At 31.1% G+C, this 19856-nt stretch carries 16 protein-coding genes and 2 tRNA genes; 12 read left to right on the top strand and 6 right to left on the bottom strand.

Annotated features, from left to right (window positions below; all coding sequences use genetic code 11):
• Positions 1–225 precede the first annotated feature (225 nt).
• Positions 226–825, top strand: coding sequence for a GNAT family N-acetyltransferase (locus tag ACSYT2_RS09760; RefSeq protein WP_430855089.1), 600 nt, complete (start codon positions 226–228; stop codon positions 823–825).
• Positions 826–935: 110 nt separating this feature from the next.
• Here ACSYT2_RS09760 and ACSYT2_RS09755 read toward each other — a convergent pair whose 3' ends face one another.
• From ACSYT2_RS09755 to ACSYT2_RS09740, 4 genes are all read right to left on the bottom strand, one after another.
• Entirely contained in the window at positions 936–1964 is a 1029-nt protein-coding gene (locus ACSYT2_RS09755; protein ID WP_438384615.1) for a glycoside hydrolase family 18 protein, read from the bottom strand.
• Between the two features lie 96 nt (positions 1965–2060).
• Positions 2061–2136: transfer RNA gene (locus tag ACSYT2_RS09750), tRNA-Met, on the bottom strand.
• Between the two features lie 19 nt (positions 2137–2155).
• Positions 2156–2231: transfer RNA gene (locus ACSYT2_RS09745), tRNA-Met, on the bottom strand.
• Between the two features lie 173 nt (positions 2232–2404).
• A complete protein-coding gene (locus ACSYT2_RS09740) occupies positions 2405–2722 on the bottom strand; it encodes a thioredoxin family protein (protein WP_430855087.1) in 318 nt (105 codons plus the stop codon).
• A 157-nt stretch (positions 2723–2879) separates the two neighbouring features.
• Here ACSYT2_RS09740 and ACSYT2_RS09735 point away from each other — a divergent pair, with 157 nt between their 5' ends.
• The 6 genes from ACSYT2_RS09735 (at position 2880) to ACSYT2_RS09710 (ending at position 10653) form a co-directional block, all read left to right on the top strand.
• Positions 2880–4763 carry an LTA synthase family protein gene (locus ACSYT2_RS09735; protein WP_430855086.1) on the top strand — a complete coding sequence of 628 codons (1884 nt, stop codon included), beginning with the start codon at positions 2880–2882 and terminating at the stop codon, positions 4761–4763.
• Positions 4756–5001, top strand: a complete 246-nt coding sequence (locus ACSYT2_RS09730) for a hypothetical protein (protein ID WP_430855085.1) — start codon at positions 4756–4758, stop codon at positions 4999–5001. The genes ACSYT2_RS09735 and ACSYT2_RS09730 overlap by 8 nt, the downstream gene beginning before the upstream one ends.
• Before the next feature lie 290 nt (positions 5002–5291).
• Entirely contained in the window at positions 5292–5501 is a 210-nt protein-coding gene (locus tag ACSYT2_RS09725) for a hypothetical protein (protein ID WP_430855084.1), read from the top strand.
• Positions 5502–5635: 134 nt separating this feature from the next.
• Positions 5636–6439, top strand: coding sequence for a rhomboid family intramembrane serine protease (locus ACSYT2_RS09720; protein ID WP_430855083.1), 804 nt, complete (start codon positions 5636–5638; stop codon positions 6437–6439).
• A gap of 65 nt (positions 6440–6504) precedes the next feature.
• Positions 6505–7410 (top strand): ribonuclease Z, encoded by a 906-nt coding sequence (locus ACSYT2_RS09715; protein WP_438384614.1) that lies wholly within the window; start codon positions 6505–6507, stop codon positions 7408–7410.
• Between the two features lie 36 nt (positions 7411–7446).
• Entirely contained in the window at positions 7447–10653 is a 3207-nt protein-coding gene (locus ACSYT2_RS09710; protein ID WP_438384613.1) for a DEAD/DEAH box helicase, read from the top strand.
• A gap of 79 nt (positions 10654–10732) precedes the next feature.
• Here the strand turns inward: ACSYT2_RS09710 and ACSYT2_RS09705 are convergent, their stop codons facing one another.
• On the bottom strand, positions 10733–12829 hold the full coding sequence (locus ACSYT2_RS09705; RefSeq protein ID WP_438384612.1) for a glutamine synthetase III family protein: 2097 nt from the start codon (positions 12827–12829) through the stop codon (positions 10733–10735).
• A gap of 19 nt (positions 12830–12848) precedes the next feature.
• Positions 12849–13856 (bottom strand): aspartate--ammonia ligase, encoded by a 1008-nt coding sequence (asnA, locus tag ACSYT2_RS09700; RefSeq protein WP_430855079.1) that lies wholly within the window; start codon positions 13854–13856, stop codon positions 12849–12851.
• Between the two features lie 390 nt (positions 13857–14246).
• Between asnA and glnA the strand changes: the two genes are divergently transcribed.
• From glnA to ACSYT2_RS09675, 5 genes are read left to right on the top strand one after another with little or no spacing between them, the layout of a single operon-like run.
• Positions 14247–15569 (top strand): type I glutamate--ammonia ligase, encoded by a 1323-nt coding sequence (gene glnA / locus ACSYT2_RS09695; RefSeq protein ID WP_430855078.1) that lies wholly within the window; start codon positions 14247–14249, stop codon positions 15567–15569.
• Between the two features lie 25 nt (positions 15570–15594).
• Entirely contained in the window at positions 15595–16164 is a 570-nt protein-coding gene (locus tag ACSYT2_RS09690) for an ANTAR domain-containing response regulator (protein WP_430855077.1), read from the top strand.
• Positions 16165–16166: 2 nt separating this feature from the next.
• A complete protein-coding gene (gene dapF, locus ACSYT2_RS09685) occupies positions 16167–16997 on the top strand; it encodes a diaminopimelate epimerase (protein ID WP_438384611.1) in 831 nt (276 codons plus the stop codon).
• A 1-nt stretch (position 16998) separates the two neighbouring features.
• Positions 16999–18597, top strand: coding sequence for a CTP synthase (pyrG, locus tag ACSYT2_RS09680; RefSeq protein ID WP_430855075.1), 1599 nt, complete (start codon positions 16999–17001; stop codon positions 18595–18597).
• 1 nt (position 18598) lies between these two features.
• Positions 18599–19792 (top strand): LL-diaminopimelate aminotransferase, encoded by a 1194-nt coding sequence (locus ACSYT2_RS09675; protein ID WP_438384610.1) that lies wholly within the window; start codon positions 18599–18601, stop codon positions 19790–19792.
• Positions 19793–19856: the final 64 nt, after the last annotated feature.

Raw genomic sequence — 19856 nt, 5'->3', positions numbered from 1 at the left:
ATTAACAAAAATGAATCAAATTTCAATGGTGTATTATGAAAAGGATTAAAAAGTACTTATGTATAAAAAAATGAGATTAAAAGCTTATTTCTATAAAATACTTTCTTCCGTAAAAAAGCTTAAAAGTACTTTTTATAGAGCATAAGAATGAATGTGAAGGATCCATATATGACATATAATAAGTGTATACAGTAGATATTAGCTATTGTATTAGGAGGAATATAAATGGACACGGACAGGATAAAAATAAGAAATGCAGCATATGAAGATGTAGAAAAAATAGCAAATCTAATATATTATACAGAGGTATTTCCAGAGGATGTTTGGGGAGGCGAGTCTAAAGAGGAATGTTTAGATAACCTTACTGAATTAGTCAAGATGGAAGAGTCTAGATATAGTTATAGGTATGCAACTGTAGCAGAAAAGGATGGAAACATCTTAGGAGCAATGATTACTATACCTTATGGAAGATTAGATAGTTTAAGTGTTAAGACAAGTGTACGAGTAATTAGACATATTGAAGGAATAGCTGAAAAGCTTAGGTATATTAGAGATTCAATAGCATTTATGATTTTTAGAGAGTGTAAGGCAGGAGATTTATATATAGCTAACATTGCAACATCTAAAGAGGCTAGGGGCCTTGGGGTAGGAAAGTTACTTATGGCTCATGCAGAAAAGGAAGCAAAACGTAGAAAATGTAGTGGTATATCCTTACTTGCTAAAGATGAAAAGGTAACAAAGTTCTATGAAAAGTTAAATTATAAGAAGACTTTTGATATGGAGTTTTTTGGAGAGAGAATAATTAAGATGGCTAAGTTTGTTTAGTTAATTTTTATAATACTAGTGTATTTACACTAGTATTTTTTTGTTATATAAAAAAGAAAAATAGATGGATATATCTTCAAATATCCATCTATGTTTCTTTAAAAGCTAGGTTAATTTAAGCTTTCATGAACTGCATTTAACAATTTACTTGTTTCATCAGCATCATATAGCCAGAACATGATTCCATTGAGATTATTTTCTTTCACATATTCACCTTTACATTTTATTGACTCTTCGTCATCATAAGATATAAAAGTAGAACCATTAAATAAGTAAGGTGCTTTAGCTACATCATCCCAATATCTAACATATCCATTTTTGTTTATAAAATCTCTATCTAATACTGTGAAATCAGCACCAAATCCACCAGTACCAGGTGCCATTTGAAGGTATCCATTATTTATATTAGGAACATCATTCCATTGTCTTGAATAGAAGGCAGCACCAATAAGTATTTTTTCTGATGGAACACCAGCTGCTTCAAACATCTTAACTGATTCATCAGTGCTTATTGTAAATATATCCCCTTCTGGAGAATAAAGATTAGTATGATGACCAGTTACAACTTGGAATCCACCCCTTAGATCATAAGTCATTAGCATAACATAATCTAAGTATTTTTGAACTTCTCCCATATTGGTAAATTCTAAATAGTACTTGTCAGCACCAGCAGCTATAGTTAACATATAGTATCTATTATCTTTTTCACCTTCTTTATTAAGTTCTTCTCTCATTGCTTTAAGAAGTAAGGTAAAGTTTTCCTTATCATTAGGGCTAGAAGTAATACCTGAGATAGAACAACATGGGTATTCCCAATCTACATCAAGACCATCTAGTTTATGTTCCTTCATAAATGCTACTGCATCTTTAGCAAAATTCTTTCTATTTTCTTCAGTAGAAGCAGCTTCAGAGAATCCACCATTTCCCCAACCTCCTAATGAGATTAGGAATTTAATATCTGGATTATAACCTCTAATTTTATCTAGAAGGTGAAAGTTTTTAATCTTAGTATAAAGTTCACCTTTATCATTAATTTTACCAAAGGCTATGTTTATATGAGTTAGCTTTAAAGCCTCCTCCTTAGTTAATCTCTCTAAGCCTCCGTCACGTATGTACGCAATAACATATTTTTTATTCATATATGTACCCCCTTTTATAGTGATAGTTTCATTTTAACATTAAAGTAAAAATAAAAACAGAAAAAGTACTTCTAGAATTAGAAGTACTTTTAATTATGGTTGCGGGGGCAGGACTTGAACCTACGACCTTTGGGTTATGAGCCCAACGAGCTGCCAACTGCTCCACCCCGCGATATTAAGTTTGGGTTTTATGGTTGCGGGAGCAGGACTTGAACCTACGACCTTTGGGTTATGAGCCCAACGAGCTGCCAACTGCTCCATCCCGCGATATTATTATTTGTGCTCTTTCTGAGCTCTAAAGTTAGTATATGATATATGAGTTTAGAAGTCAAACTCTATAAGTGATAGTATTAATGACCTGATAGTAGTAAATACTGGGTCTGGAGGAGTAAACCTTCTTTAAAGACCTTATTATTAAATATAATATAGAATAAAATTAACTAATAAAGGGAATAAAGTCTATCTATATCTAAAAGTAGATCTCTAATACTTATATTACGAGCTTCTCTCAAATATTCTTTACCATCAATATAGAATAAAACAACTGGTAGGGTAAAGACATCATACTTTGCAAAAACCTCCATATTATCTTCAGCAAAGATTTTACAGAACTTAATATTAGGATAATTCTTCATTTCTTTTTCTAAAGCATCGCTTACAACTGTGCAAACACCACAACTATCACCATAGAAACATAAAAGAACCATAGGATTTTCTTTTATTAAATTATTTATTTCATTTATAGAATTAAAATTCATATAAACCTCCTTAGTAAAATATTTAATATTATTCTACATTAAAAAAGGGAATATTGCACTTAAAGTTAAAGGAAAGAAATCTTAAGGTAAAGATAATATAATATTATTAAAGGATATGTTATTATTAATTAGTAATTTAGGTTAGGAGGATATATTTATGTTGAATTATGGAGAAGAAGTAGTTATAAAAGAAAAACTTCCCTTAAGAATAAAGAAGAAATTTATAGAAGGAGTCAAGAATAAAGACTTTTTAAGGACCTTAATAACACTATTAATTAAGACCTTAGTATTTATAGTGCTTATTTCAGATGATAAAGCAAATGGAGTTAACTTAAGGCAGATATTCTATTCAATGCCACCGTTTTTAGTTTGGGTAACTATAAACTCCGCTTTTTTATCCTTAGGATTCTTCTTTAATGGAAAGGCACAGAAGTGGGCTTTTTGGGCCCTAAATTTGATTTTTACAATTATAGTTATAGGGGATATGTGGTACTTTAGAAGTAATGCTGTATTCTTAAATTACCATATGTTTGGTATGGCTAGTAATTTAGATAATTTAGGTAGTTCTATAATCTCTATGTTCAGAATGGTAGATATATTATTTATCATAGATTTAATAGTAATTGCTTTTAGAAATATAAAGTTTAGAAAGAGTGATATAACTTATAAGAGGAATGTAGTTGGTGGACTAGCTTTATTGCTTCTGTGCCTAACTTACCTTGGATACGCCAGAATAAAGATAGATAATAAGGGAATATCCTTTGAAAATCAATATGTTTTTAGAATTTGCTGGTCACCTAATCAGACAATGTCAAATTTAACCCCTATTGGTTATCATTTATTTGACGCATTTGATTTCTATAAACAGTCCAAGCCATATGTATTCGAAGAAGAGGAACTGGCAAATGTGAAGGATACATTATCAAGTTTAAAAGAAAATAATCCTGATAATGAATATGCAGGAGCTATGAAGGATAAAAATTTATTGTTAATTCAGTGGGAATCATTAGAGACCTTCATAGTAAATCAAAAGGTAGATGGACAAGAAATAACACCTAATTTAAATAGATTGCTTAATAACTCTTTGTATTTTGATAATTTTTATGAGCAAACTTATGGTGGTACAAGTTCTGATGCAGAACTTATTACTAATACATCAGTATTTCCAGTAAGAGAAGGTTCAACATTCTTTAGGTATCCAAATAATACTTATGATCATTCTCTTCCTAACATATTTGAGAGGATGGGTTATAATACCTTGGCATCTCATCCAGATAAGGGCTCGTACTGGAATTGGCTAACTAATCTTAAGTCAATAGGCTATAAGACTAACTTAGATTCAACTGCTTATGATACAACTGATAGAATAAATCTTGGTGTATCAGATAAGAGTTATCTAAAGCAATTTGGAGACAAGCTAAAGGAGGTTAAGGAACCTTTCTTAGGATACACAATAACATTAACAAGTCATACTCCTTTTGAAATGCCAGAAGAAGAGAAGGTACTTAAGTTACCATCTTATCTAGAAGGTACAAAGCTCGGTGGTTACTTCCATTCAATTCACTATACAGATAAATATTTAGGAGAACTTTTAAAAGACCTTGAAAAGAATGGAACTTTAGATAATACAGTTGTTGCAATTTATGGAGACCATGAGGGTGTTCATAAATTCTATGATGATGAAGTAGCTACTATGAAGGGATTAGAGCCATGGATGGAAGAGAATAATAGAAAAGTTCCATTGATTATTTATAATAAGAGTATAGAAGGAAAGACTTTTTCAATGTATGGTGGACAAGTTGATACTTTACCAACACTAGCTTATTTATTTGGAGCACCAAAGGAGGAGTATTCTACTTCATTAACATTAGGAAGAAATCTATTAAATACTAATAAGGATTATGTAATTCTTTCAAATAGAAAATTACTTTATAATGGATTAGATGAAGAAGAACAAAAGAAAGTAGAAAGTTTAATAGATATAAGTGACAAGATGATACGAGGAAATTATTATAGAGATGAGGCTGGTATTAATGAATAAAAAAGTAGTATTAAATATTTTAATAGGGATTATGTTTATAATGCCAATAATATCAATAGAAGATATTGTACCTTGGGTGGTTGCCTTATTCTTTATTCATAGAAGTATAAAAGGATTTAAGATAAAAGATGAACTTAAACCAATTTTATTAAACACACTTTATTGCGGAGGGATTATTTTGGTTTATAATGTTCTTGCAAGGTATATAGAGAGTGCACTAATTAAAGCATGGATGTAATTAGATAAAATTAATAATTACATAAAATAAGAAGGATTTTAATATTTCAATGAAGCATATATTAGCCATGCTAGTATAAGTGAAAAGAGATATTAGAGTCCTTATTTTTGTTTTAAAAAAATAATTATAACAGGATAAATTCTCCTTTTATTAGAAAAATTTCACCTTATAATATGAAAACTTTATGAAAAATAAAAAATATTTATGACAATTATTTACATATTGAATGAATGATGTAATAATGGTAAGTATAAAAGTATAATTAATCTGGGGAAGAGGGAGAATTGGAAATGAGTTTTTATTATGTAAACGATAAGGTTGATGAAAAAGGCCAACATGAAGTGCACGAAGAAGGTTGTTCTAAGATGCCTAATGAAATGTATAGAACATTTCTAGGGGATTTTGGCAATGAAATTGAAGCAGTAGAATCATCTATAAGAAATTGCTATTTTAATAGTGATGGATGCTATTTTTGCTGTAGGGAGGCAAATAGAGACTAAAAAGAAGGTTGGCGCGGGGGAAACGTCAGCCTTTTTTATGTCTAAAAAAGTAGTACATGCATATTTGTATAAGTGTGGTTGTTTGTGGTAAAATTCTTATTAAACAAACTAAAGGATGAAGGGGAGTTTTAGTATTGAATTGGTTAAACAAATTAGATAGAAAGTTTGGTAAACATTATATTCATAATCTTATGGGAATAATAATTGCTGGTAGTGCAGCAGTTTTCCTTGTTGATACTGTTTTTGGAATAGGTTTAATATATAAATTAGCACTTATTCCAAGTAGGGTAATGGAAGGGGAGATATGGAGACTAGTCACCTTCGTATTTGCAATGCCAGGTATGTCATTAATGTTTGCTGTATTTACCTTATATTTTTACTACATGGCAGGAAGTGCCTTAGAAAATGTATGGGGTGGTTTTAAGTTTAATGTATATTATTTAGTTGGAATGATTACAACTATAATAGTTTCATTCCTTACAGGAATGCCAGCAACGGGTACAGTTATAAATTTATCCTTATTTTTAGCATATGCAAAGATATATCCAGATGTTGAGTTATTGCTATTTTTCATATTACCAATAAAAATAAAATATTTAGGATATCTTAACTGGGCAATAATATTATTATCTGCGCTTAAAAATTTAATTGATGGTAGTATAGGTGGGGTTATTTTAACCCTAGTACCAATAGTAAACTATTTATTATTCTTTGCTAAGAGTAATTATAGGGAAACTAAAATGAGAACAGGTTCAGTAATAAGAATGAAGGATTATAAAAGAAAGATAAATTCAGTTAAGAAGGAGTACACTCATAAATGTGCTGTTTGTGGAATAACTGATGTTGAAGATCCAGATATGGAGTTTAGATATTGTAGCAAATGTAGTGGTAAGAAGGGATATTGTGAAAAACACATACTTAACCATGAACATAGCTAAATAGTAGAATTAATGTAAAGACCACTGCTTTATAGTAGTGGTCTTCTTTGAAAGGAAGGATATCTATGGTAGATTTATGTTTCTTAGGAACTCTAGGAGGAATGCCTATGGTAGATAGACATATGTCAGCTACTTTAATTAATTTTAATGGAAGAAAGATTCTAATAGACTGTGGAGAAGGTACCCAGGTTGCAATGAGAAAAATAGGATGGGGATTTAAATCCATTGATGTTATATGTATAAGTCACTACCATGGAGATCATACAATAGGTCTTCCAGGATTATTAGCTACTATGGGTAATAGTGGTAGGGAGGAAGAGGTTACGATAATAGGTCCCAAGGGGATTAAGAAGATAGTTGATGGACTAAATGTAATAAATTCATATCTACCTTATCCACTAAAAATAATTGAAGCTAGTGGAGAAGTTATTAATATTTTAGGGAATGTAGAACTATCAACTTTGGAGTTAGATCATTCTGCAGAGTGTATAGGATATAGTTTTTATTTTAGGAGGAGTCCTAAGTTTTCTGTAGAGAGTGCAGAGAAAAATAAGGTACCTAAGTTATTATGGAATAAGTTACAAAAGGGAAATGAAGTTGATTATGAAGGAATTAGATATACAGCTAGTATGGTTTTAGGTGAAGAAAGAAGAGGAATAAGACTTTCCTTTATAACTGATACAAGGCCTATAGAGGAGATACCAAAGTTTATAAAAAATAGTGATTTATTTATATGTGAAGGAACCTATGGAAGTGATGAGGATATGGATAAAGCTATTAAAAACAAGCATATGACCTTTAGGGAGGCAGGAAAATTAGCTAAAGAAGGTAATGCTAAAGAACTTATATTAACTCATTTTAGTCCAGCCTTAGGAGATCCTGGGGCATTTATAAACAATGCAATTGATATGATGGAAAATTCAAGTATAGCTCATGATGGATTAGTCAAGACTCTTAAATATGTAGATTAGAGGGTTAAATGGAGAGCGGGATAGGAAGGTGCTAGTTTGCTTAGAACATTAGAGAATATATTAAATAAAAGTACAAGTGATTTTTCCTTAAAAAAAGGAGAAAGGTTGGTTAGAAATGGTTTAGTTGAAGAGGTAAAGGCTGGCGAGGCTTTTGGAGCTTATAGTATAGATGGGAAAATTAGTTCTGAGTATGGTAATAGCACTTATACAACTAAGGTAGTGGTTGATCTAGGTAATGAAGGAATTAGGGTTACCTATTGTAGTTGTATGGACTATGAAAAGCACTATTTACGAGGAAATAGAAAGTATTTATGCAAGCATTTAATTGCTACTTTAGTTAGAAATAATCAGGTTATTAAGGAGAGAGTTAAGGAAGAAAGGGAAAATAAAAAATCTAGATTAGATAAGTTAGGATCATTATTATTACAAGAATTAGAAGAAGAGAAGTCTCCTAAGGAAAAGGTTAATTTAGAGATTAGTATAACCAGATCTAGAGGCTATAAATTTGATAATATAGATGTTGAATTTAAAATAGGTCAGCATAAGATGTATGTGTTAAAGAATATAGAAGCCTTTTTAAATGCCTTAGAAAGTGGTGATGATATTGCATATGGTAAAGAATTTGTATACACTCCTTTAAATAGTTATTTTTCTAAGGAAGATGAGAAGTTAGTGGAGTTTATTAAGGAGTACATAAATATAGGATATAGAGTTAATGAGGGATCATATGCAAGAAATACACTTGTTAGTGGGAAGGTAATTAGAATAGTAAATACATCCTTTGCAAGTTTACTAAAAAGCCTTGTTGGAAGAACTATTAACTTTAAGATAGATAATGATGAATTTAAAAGTGAAGTTATAGAGGGGGATGTTCCTATTAGTCTTTTACTAGGGGAGGATGACAATGGAGTTTATTTAGAGTCCTTTGAGAAGTTACCAGTAAGGGTTACTGATGTAGGTGATGTTTATTTATATGAAGGAGATTTATATGTAATTTCAAAGAGGCAGCAGAAGAGTCTTAATACTATCTATTCATATTTAGAGGAAAGTAAGAGGATATCTTTTAATAAGGAAGATTCCACAAAAGTATTTAACTATGTTATGCCAGAACTTCAGGTTGCTAGTAAAAAGTTTCAGGTTGAAGAATCACTACAGAAGAAAATAGTTAAAGAGAAGCCTATTTTTAATATTTATTTTGATAAAATGAATGGGCTTATATTTTGTGATGTAAAAATTATATATGGACAAGAGGAAATTAATTTATTTAGGTATAATAACAGCCATAAGCATATTATAAGAGATATAGAAAAAGAAGAGGAGCTAATCAATGAATTAGAAAAATTCCAATTTTATAAAAGTAGTAAATGTTTTATATTTAATGGGAATGATGATGATATGTATTACTTTTTAGTAAGGGGTGCAGAAATATTACAGTCCTTTGGGGAGTTATATTACTCAGAGAGTTTTAAAAATTACAATATAAGAAAGACTCCTTCAATAAAAGCAGCAATAAAGGAGAAGGATAGAGGATTTCTTGAAGTAAATTTCCATGTAGAAGGTGTTGGAGAAGAGGAAACAAATAAACTTCTGTTAGCAATAAAGGAGAATAAGAGGTTCTTTAAGCTTAAAGATGAAAGTTTCTTGGATTTAGAGCAAGATGAGTTTAAGGAGTTATTTACTCTTATAGAAGGAATATCAGGTGAGGATAATGATTTAGGTACAAATTTAAATGTACCTAAGAATAAAGCTTTTTATTTACAGGAAGCTTTAGATAATAGTAGACTATTACCTTATAGCGGAGAGGAAGTTTTAAAAGATATTACCAATAAGTTGCATGAGCTAGCTAGTCAAGACTATACCTTGCCAGAAGAACTTAAGGGAACCCTTAGGGAATATCAAATAACTGGCTTTAAGTGGCTTAAGACTTTAAGTTATCTAGGCTTTGGGGGAGTATTAGCAGATGAAATGGGACTAGGAAAAACTTTGCAAACAATAGCCTTTATACTTTCAGAGGAAAATAAAAGTACTTTAATAGTTACTCCAACTTCTCTTATATATAATTGGGAGAATGAGTTTAAGAAGTTTGCACCATCACTAAAGGTAGCAATTATTCATGGAGCTAAAAAAGAAAGACTAGAACTAATAGAAAAGTCCAGGAATTATGATGTTATTCTTACTACCTATGGAACATTAAGAAATGATATTGAGTTATACAAAGGTATGAAATTTGATTATTGCATAATAGATGAAGGACAAAATATTAAGAATCCTTTAGCTCAGAACACTGAGACTGTAAAAGAGGTTAATGCAGGAGTAAAGTTTGCTCTTTCAGGAACTCCTATAGAGAATTCACTAATGGAATTATGGTCTATATTTGATTTTGTAATGCCAGGATATTTATATAGTAGAAAGGTCTTTCAAAATAAATTTATATCCGGAAGTAATATAGAATTATTAAAATCTTTAATAAGACCTTTCATATTACGAAGACTTAAAAAGGATGTTATGAAGGAATTACCTGATAAAATAGAAAAGAAGTTCTATGTAGATTTAGTTCAAAATCAAAAGAAGGTTTATAAGATTATTGCAGATGAGGCAAAGAATGATTTTGCAAATATGGATCCAAGAGATAGTAGGATTGCAGTATTAGCTGCATTAACAAAGTTAAGACAAATATGCTTGGAGCCATCAATTGTAGTTGAAGACTATAATGGAGGTAGTGGAAAGGTAGATGTTGCCCTAGAAATTTTAGAAGGATATATAGAATCAGGGGATAAGGTATTACTATTCTCTCAATTTACCTCACTATTAAAGATTATGGCAAATTATTTAGATAAAGCAGGAATAGGATATTATTATTTAGATGGTTCAACTAAGGCAAGTGAAAGAATTAATTTAGTTAATAAATTTAATGAGGGAGAAGATAAAAAGATATTTTTAATTTCTCTTAAGGCTGGTGGAAGTGGCTTAAATTTAACAAGTGCAAATGTGGTAATTCATTTTGATCCTTGGTGGAATCCAGCAATAGAAGATCAAGCAAGTGATAGAGCCCATAGAATAGGTCAAAAAAAGGTTGTTGAAGTAATTAAGCTTATTGCTAAAGGAACTATTGAAGAGAAGGTTGTTGAACTTCAAGAGGAAAAGAAAGAACTTATAAGTAAGGTTGTTGATGGTGAATATACTGATGGTGGATATATTGCGAAAATTAGTACAGAAGACCTGATGAGTCTAATTACAAGTTAAGTTTATAATGAGAATCCCAAAAGGGATTCTCATTTTACCTCTCTACTATAAAAATAGATTCTAGCTTTTTTTCTATAGATTAAACTCTATAAAGTAAATCTACATAAGTTGGAAGATGCCAATGAGTTTTACCAACTAATGATTCGATAGAATCAGCATTGAACCTAGCCTCTTCCATTGCAGGAAGTACAAGAGTCTTATAGAAATTAGCAGTTGAATAAGGATCAACAAATTCATCCACTCTTCTTAGTAAACTATTTAGCTTTTCAGTTTGATCATATAAATTATTTGCATATACAGAAATTTGAGTTAAAGTCCCCTTTTCCATATCACAAATATTACTTAGACCAACAGATTTTTTACCTGTAATAGAGTCAGTTAAATCCTTCATAAAGGATATAGCACTTGGCAATACATCCTTTCTTATCATATCCATCATAGTTAAGGCTTCTATATTTATAACTTTAGAATAATTCTCTAAAAGTATTTCATATCTTGATAGCATTTCTGTTTTAGTAAAAATACTATGCTTCTCGAAAAGTTCTAAATTTTTATCTTTTATAAAGTAAGGCATGGCATCAACAGTGGTAGGAAGATTTAATAACCCTCTATCTTCAGCTTCCTTTACCCATTCTTCAGAGTAATTATTTCCGTTAAATAAAATTCTTTTATGATTATGGAGAGTTGTCTTTATAAGTTCATTTAGTGATCTAGTGAAATCATCTTTATCTTCAAGGTAATCAGCAAATTGAGATAAGGTTTCTGCTACTATTGTATTTAAAATTATATTTGGTCCAGATACAGAAAAAGTGGAGCCAAGCATTCTAAATTCAAACTTATTTCCAGTGAATGCGAAGGGGGAAGTCCTATTTCTATCAGTATTATCCTTAGGGAATGTAGGTAGTATATCAATACCGACTGTCATTTGAACTGTATCCTTAGCAGTATAGTCAGAACTATATTCGATAGATTCAAGTATTTCAGTTAAGTATTCACCAAGGAATATAGAAACTATTGCAGGTGGTGCCTCATGTCCCCCAAGACGATGATCATTACCAGCATTAGCTACAGATACTCTCAATAAATCTTGATAGTCATCAACAGCTTTAATTACTGCACATAAGAATGTTATAAATTGAGCATTTTTTTCAGGAGAATCTCCAGGTTCTAATAAGTTTTCACCAAGATCTGTAGATAATGACCAGTTATTGTGTTTTCCAGAACCATTAATACCTTCAAATGGTTTCTCGTGTAATAAACATACTAAACCATGTTTTGTAGCTATATTTTTCATAAGTTCCATAGTAAGTTGGTTATGGTCAGTTGAAATATTTGTTGTTTCAAAAATTGGTGCCAATTCATGTTGGCCAGGGGCCACTTCATTATGCTTTGTCTTTGCTAAAATACCAAGCTTCCAAAGCTCCTCATCTAGTTCTGCCATGTAAGCAGCTACTCTTGGTTTAATATTCCCAAAGTAGTGATCTTCAAGTTCTTGTCCCTTTGGAGGCATTGCTCCAAGAAGAGTTCTTCCAGTAAGGATAAGATCTAATCTTTTATCATAAAATTCTTTATCAACTAGGAAATATTCTTGTTCTGGACCAACTGTAGTTACAACTTTCTTTGCAACAGTGTTTCCAAATAATCTAAGAATTCTCATAGCTTGTACATTTAATGCTTCCATTGAACGAATTAGTGGCGTTTTTTTATCTAAAACTTCACCACTATATGAAATAAATATTGTAGGAATACATAAAGTATTATCCTTTATAAAAGCGTATGAAGTTGGATCCCAAGCAGTATATCCTCTAGCCTCAAAAGTAGCTCTTATGCCACCATTTGGAAAGCTTGATGCATCTGGCTCACCCTTTATTAATTCCTTGCCTGAAAACTCCATAATGATATTTCCATCATTAGTAGGAGATATGAAAGCATCATGCTTTTCAGCAGTTATGCCTGTCATAGGTTGGAACCAATGAGTGAAGTGAGTAACTCCTTTTTCTAATGCCCAATCCTTCATTGAGTTAGCTACAATATTTGCAATATTTATATCTAAAGTTGTATTATTATCAATTGCTTTTTTTAATTCTTTATAGGTTGATTTAGGTAATCTTTCCTTCATGGTATTATCATTAAATACCATACTACCAAAAAGCTCTGGTATGTTGTTATTATTCATTTTGTATGCCCCCTTAAAATTAAAGTAATTCTATATTGTTTTCTTTAGATTTTTTTAGAGTTTCATCATCCCAAAGAGAAGACTGAACTTCACCTATATGGGCCTTACCTAAAAGTAACATGGATAATCTAGATTGTCCTATTCCCCCTCCCATAGTTAAAGGAAGAGTCTCATCTAAGATCATTTTGTGGAATAGAAGTTTAGCTCTATCCTCACAATTACTTTTAGTAAGCTGAGAAGATAATGAATCTTTATCTACTCTAATTCCCATAGAAGACACTTCAAAAGCACAGTTAAGAATATCATTCCAAAATACTATATCTCCATTTAGACTCCAATCATCATAGTCAGGAGCACGTCCATCATGTTTTTCACCACATGGTAGTAGATCACCTATTTCCATAATGAAACAAGTTTTATGCTTCTTAACAAATTCCCTTTCTCTTTCTTTTGGTGAAAGATTAGGATAGTAGTTCATAAGTTCAGTAGTTGTAACGAAAGTAACAATAGGTGATAATGTGGTTGTTATTTGTGGATATTCCTCTTTTAGGTCATCAAGAGTATCACATATTGAACTAACTATTAATTTTACAGTTTCTTTTAAATAGGTAATATTACGACTTTTTTTACTTATAACCTTTTCCCAGTCCCATTGATCTATATAGATTGAATGTAAATTATCCATTTCTTCATCTCTACGAATAGCATTCATATCTGTATAAAGTCCTGTATATTCTGGAAAACCATACTTGTATAAAGCCATCCTTTTCCATTTGGCTAAAGAATGAACCACTTGAGCTTCCTTTTTTGTTTCCAATACATCAAAGCTTACTGGACGTTCATATCCATTTAAATCGTCGTTTAGCCCAGTAGTAGGATCTACAAAAAGTGGAGCAGATACTCTCTTTAAATTAATTGATTCTGAAAGACCCTTTTCAAAGCTTTTCTTGATTAGCTGTATTGCTATTTGGGTATCAAATAGATCTAATTTGGATTTATAGTTTTTTGGAATTACTAATTTACTCATAACATGTGCCCCCTTAAAATAAAAAAAGGCCCTGTAGGAAAAATATCCTACAGCGCCTTTGCTGTTTGAAATTATTATATGCTCAGCAAGAAGAAAATGCAATAACTTTTTTTGAAGAATTTGAAATAAATAGAAATAAATTTAATGACGGATATTGACAAAAGTACAAGCTACTTATAAAATAATATTAAGAACAAAGGCGTTCTAAATTTTTGTATTTGTGCAGGAATTTAGTATGCCTTTTTTTTATTATTCAAAAATGAAATTATCAGTATATAAGAAAAATAGGAGGTATAATTAAGTTAGATATAAATTCTTGGATATTATAGAAGATACCGTGAATAATGATATAAAAAGAACATTAAAAAAGTAGATCGGGGAGGTATTCAAATGGATCAAACAGTTTTGGAAATTTTAAGTTTTGTAGAAGATAATGATATAAAATTTATTAGACTACAGTTTTGTGATATATTCGGGGAATTAAAAAATATTTCAATTATGTCCTCTCAGTTAGAAAAAGCCTTTACTCATGGGATAGGTTTTGATGCATCTTCTATTAGAGGATTTTTAAATATAGAAGACTCAGATTTATTTTTATTTCCAGATCCATCAACATTAACTATTCTTCCATGGAGACCTCAAGCTGGAAGAGTTGCAAGATTCTTTTGTTATATAAAAACTCCAGATGGAAATATATTTGAAGGAGATTCAAGAAATATATTAAAAACAGCAGTAGATAAGTTATGGAGTATGGGGTATACATCTAAAATTGGACCAGAGTGTGAATTCTATTTATTTAAGACTGATGATGAAGCAGAACCTACCTTAATACCACATGATGTAGCAGGATATTTTGATGTTGCACCCTTTGATAAGGGAGAAAATATTAGAAGAGAGATTTGTTTGACCTTAGAAGAGATGGGATTAACGCCAGAAAGCTCCCATCATGAATCAGGGCCTGGACAAAATGAAATAGACTTTATGTATGATAATCCATTAGCTTCAGCAGATAATTTTATAACTTTTAAAACTGTAGTTAAGACTATAGCAAGTTTAAATGGCTTACATGCAAGCTTTATGCCAAAACCTCTAAAGGATAAGAGTGGTTCAGGACTTCATATAAATATATCATTAGCAAAAGAGGATAAGAATTTATTCCGTACAGGGGATACGCACTCTCAGGAAGCAGAAAGCTTTATTGCAGGAATTTTAGATAGAGTAAAGGAAATTACAGCAGTTTTAAATCCAACTGTAAATTCTTATAAAAGGTTTGGATCTTTTGAAGCACCAAGATATGTAACTTGGTCTCATAAAAATAGATCTCAACTTATAAGAATACCAGCATCAACTGGGGAATATAACAGAATGGAATTAAGAAGTGCAGATTGTACCTGTAATCCCTATTTAGCCTTTGCACTTTTAATATATGCTGGAATGGAAGGAATTAAGGAAGGTAAAAATCTTAGAAAAGCTGTGGATGGTAACCTTTATGAAGTAGAACAAGAAGGAGAATTAGATAAGTTACCTAAGAATTTATTAGAATCAATAGAAGTACTAAGAAATAGTAGCTTTGTAAAAGATATTTTAGGTGAATTTGTATACAATAAATTCCTAAAAGATAAGATAAGTGAGTGGAATTCCTATGATGATAAATGTAAGTCAGAGGATGATATAACAGAGTGGGAGATAAATAATTACTTCAATAGGCTTTAAAATTTTAGATTTTAGGAGGTGTTATATGGATAAGATACTTATAGTATGTAGTTCAGAAAAAGGAAATAAGGTATACACTGAAAATCTAAAAAGTATGGGGTATGTTCATATTGACACTGAAGGCAATGGGGCAGCGGCCAGGAGAAGATTAATATTAGATGAATATAATATTATTATAATAGATACTCCACTAAAGGATGAATTTGGAAGTGAACTAGGAATTAAAATATCCCAAAGTGGTAGTAGTGGAGTAATACTTGTTGTAAAGGCAGAAAATGCAGATATGATCGGGGAAAAGGTAGAGGAACATGGGATATTTGTTATATCTAAGCCTTTTACAAAATCTATATTTAATCAAGGAGTTAAATTTGTTTTTACATCATTAAAAAGATTCAGTGTACTAAAGAAAGAACAAAATAGTCTTTTGAAGAAGGTTGAAGATATAAAGAAGATAGATAAGGCTAAATGTCTTCTTATACAACACAATAATATGACTGAAGAAACAGCTCACAAATATATTGAAAAAAGTGCTATGGATGAGAGAGTAAGTAGAAGAGAGTTAGCTGATAAAATAATTAAGTATTATGAGGTGTAGCTATGGAATTTACGAAGATGGAAGGTCTAGGTAATGACTATATATATTTTAATTGTCTTGAGAAAGAAATAGAAGATCCAGAAAAGTTATCTATAAAATTAAGTGATAGGCATTTTGGAGTTGGGGGAGATGGAATAGTATTAATCCTTCCATCTAAGGTAGCTGATTTTAGAATGAGGATGTTTAATGCTGATGGGTCAGAGGGAAAGATGTGTGGAAATGCTACAAGGTGTATAGGAAAGTATGTATATGAAAAAGGAATTACTGATAAAAAGGAAATAACTCTTGAAACCTTAGCTGGAATAAAGGAGCTTAAATTAACAGTAGAAGATAATAAAGTATCTGAAATAGCTGTTAATATGGGGAAGGCAGTAATAAATTCTAAGGCCATTCCAGCATTAACAGATAAAAATATTCTAGTGAATGAAAAGGTTAAAGTTGGAGAAGAAGAATATAATATTACTTGTGTTTCTATGGGAAATCCTCATTGTATAGTTTTTATGAAGGAAATAGATGATTTAAAAATAGAAGAGATTGGAAAAGACTTTGAAAATCATAGTATGTTTCCAGAAAGAATAAATACTGAATTTATAGAAGTAATAGATGAAAGAACAATAAAGATGAGAGTGTGGGAAAGAGGTAGTGGAGAAACCTTTGCTTGTGGAACAGGAGCATGTGCTGCAACTGTAGCCTCAGTATTAAATAATTTCTGCAAAGAAAATGAAGAAATAACAGTTAAGTTACTTGGTGGAGATTTGAAAATAAAATACTTATCTAGTGGAGTAGTTTATATGACAGGTCCTGCAGAATTTGTATACGAAGGAAGGCTTTAAAGTGAATAAAAAATATATATTTGTAACTGGAGGAGTAGTATCTGGTTTAGGAAAGGGAATTACAGCAGCATCTCTTGGAAGATTATTAAAAAGTAGGGGATTAAAGGTTGCGGCTCAAAAGTTTGACCCTTATATTAATATAGACCCAGGAACAATGAGTCCATATCAACATGGAGAAGTTTTTGTTACAGATGATGGTGCAGAAACAGATTTAGACCTTGGTCATTATGAAAGATTTATAGATGAAAGCTTAAATAAGTTTTCTAATATAACAACAGGAAAAGTATATTGGAATGTTTTAAACAAAGAAAGAAGAGGAGAATATCTTGGACAAACAATTCAGGTTATTCCACATATAACAAATGAAATAAAGAATCAGGTTTATTCTGTAGCTAAGATAACAGATGCAGATGTAATAATCACAGAAATTGGTGGTACTGTTGGAGATATTGAGTCTTTACCTTTTTTAGAGGGAATAAGGCAAGTATCCTTAGAAGTTGGAAGAGAAAATTGTTTATTCATTCACGTAACCTTAGTTCCATATATTAAGGGTTCAGAGGAATTAAAGTCAAAGCCAACTCAGCATAGCGTTAAGGAATTACAGGGATTAGGAATAGCTCCTAATATAATAATTTGTAGATGTGATGTTAAGTTAGATGATGGAATAAAGAATAAAATAGCTCTTTTCTGTAATGTTAAAGAAGATTGCGTTATTGAAAACACTACAGTACCAATGTTGTATGAAGCACCATTAATGCTAGAAGAAAGCAATTTCTCAGAGATTGTTTGTAGAGAACTTGGAATTAAAAATACTGAATGTAATATTAGTGAATGGTCTAATATGGTAGAAAAAATTAAAACTGTGGATAAAGAAATAAAAATAGGTATTATAGGAAAGTATGTAAAGCTTCATGATGCATACATATCAGTTGCAGAGAGTTTAAGGCATGCAGGATATGAAAATGGAGTAAATATTGATGTTCAATGGATAGATAGTGAAGGTATAACAAAGGAAAATGTAAAGGAAGTACTAAAAGAATGTAAGGGGATTGTAGTACCTGGAGGCTTTGGAAATAGAGGAGTAGAAGGTAAAATTGAAGCAGTAAGATATGCAAGAGAAAATAATCTTCCATTCTTAGGAATATGCTTAGGTATGCAAGTAGCAGTTATTGAATATGGACGTAATGTATTAGGTTTAAAAAATGCAAATTCAAGGGAATTTGATGAAGATTCGGATAATCCAGTAATAGATATAATGATGGATCAAATAGGATTAGAAGATAAAGGTGGAACAATGCGCCTAGGACTATATCCTTGTAGGGTAGATAAACATAGTATATTGTATGAGCTTTATAAAGAGGATTTGATCGAAGAAAGACATAGGCATAGGTTTGAATTTAATAATAAATATAGGGATGAATATATTAATAAGGGGTTAGTTTTAAGTGGAATATCTCCAGATGGTAGATTAGTGGAGGCTGTTGAAATAAATGAACATAAATTCTTTGTTGGGGTACAATATCACCCAGAGTTTTTATCAAGGCCAAATAGACCACATCCGCTTTTCCTAGGACTTATTAAAGCATCAAAGGGGGATTAAGATGGCAAAGATAAACGCAAACTATTTAGAACTTAAGGATAGTTACTTATTTTCAACTATAGCTCATAAGGTGAAGGAATATAAGGAGAAAAATCCTGATAAAAAGGTTATATCACTAGGAATTGGTGATGTAGTACTTCCATTAAGTAATCCTGTTCTTGAGTCATTAGAGCAAGGTGTAGTTGATATGGGGAGTAAAGAAAGCTTTAAAGGTTATGGACCAGAGCAAGGGTATCAATTTTTAAAGAATGAAATTGGAAACTATTATAAGGAGTTTGGAGTAGAGTTAGATACTCATGAAATCTTTATAAGTGATGGAGCTAAAAGTGATTTAGGAAATATACTAGATATATTTTCAAAGGAGAACACAGTAGTTATACAAGATCCAGTGTATCCAGTATATGTAGATACAAATATTATGGATGGTAGAAAAATCATTTATTCTAATTGTACAGATGAAAATGGATTTTTATCAATGCCAGACTTTAATATTAAGGGGGATATTATATATTTATGCTCACCTAATAACCCTACTGGAGCTGCTTATAATAGAGAAGAACTTGAAAAGTGGGTTCAATTTGCTAAAGAAACAGGGGCAATAATTCTATTTGATGCTGCATATGAGGCATTTATTACAGAAGATAATATACCTCATAGTATATATGAAATTGATGGAGCAAAGGAATGTGCTATAGAATTTTGTTCATTTTCTAAAACAGCTGGATTTACTGGAATGAGATGTGGCTATACAGTAATACCTATGCAATTAGAATGTGAGGGAGTCTCACTTAATAAATTATGGCTTAGGAGACAAACCACTAAGTTTAATGGAGTACCATATATTATACAAAAGGCAGCAGCAGGAGTATTTTCAAAGGAAGGTAGAATAAAGACTAAAGAGATAATAGATTACTATATGGATAATGCTAAGATAGTTGGGGATGCCTTAAAGAAATCAGATATTAAATTTACAGGTGGAGTAAACTCACCATATATATGGCTTAAGTGTCCTAATAATATGTCGTCTTGGGAATTTTTTGATTACTTGTTGGAGAATGCAAATATAGTTGGAACACCAGGAGTAGGATTTGGAGATAATGGAGAAGGATATTTTAGATTAAGTTGCTTTGGTGAAAGAAAGAATATTATAGAAGCAGCAGAGAGGGTAAGTGGCTTAGTCCAAAGAAAAAACTAATTATCTATACACTAGCTAAAGTTGTAGAAAAACTTAACCTAGCCATTAAGATTATAGTAGGGAG

Source organism: Clostridium zhoujianii, from assembly GCF_051590805.1.
Classification (GTDB): Bacteria; Bacillota; Clostridia; order Clostridiales; family Clostridiaceae; genus Clostridium.
The sequence above is the reverse complement of the archived record's forward strand: the minus strand, read 5'-3'. Positions and strand labels throughout refer to the sequence as shown.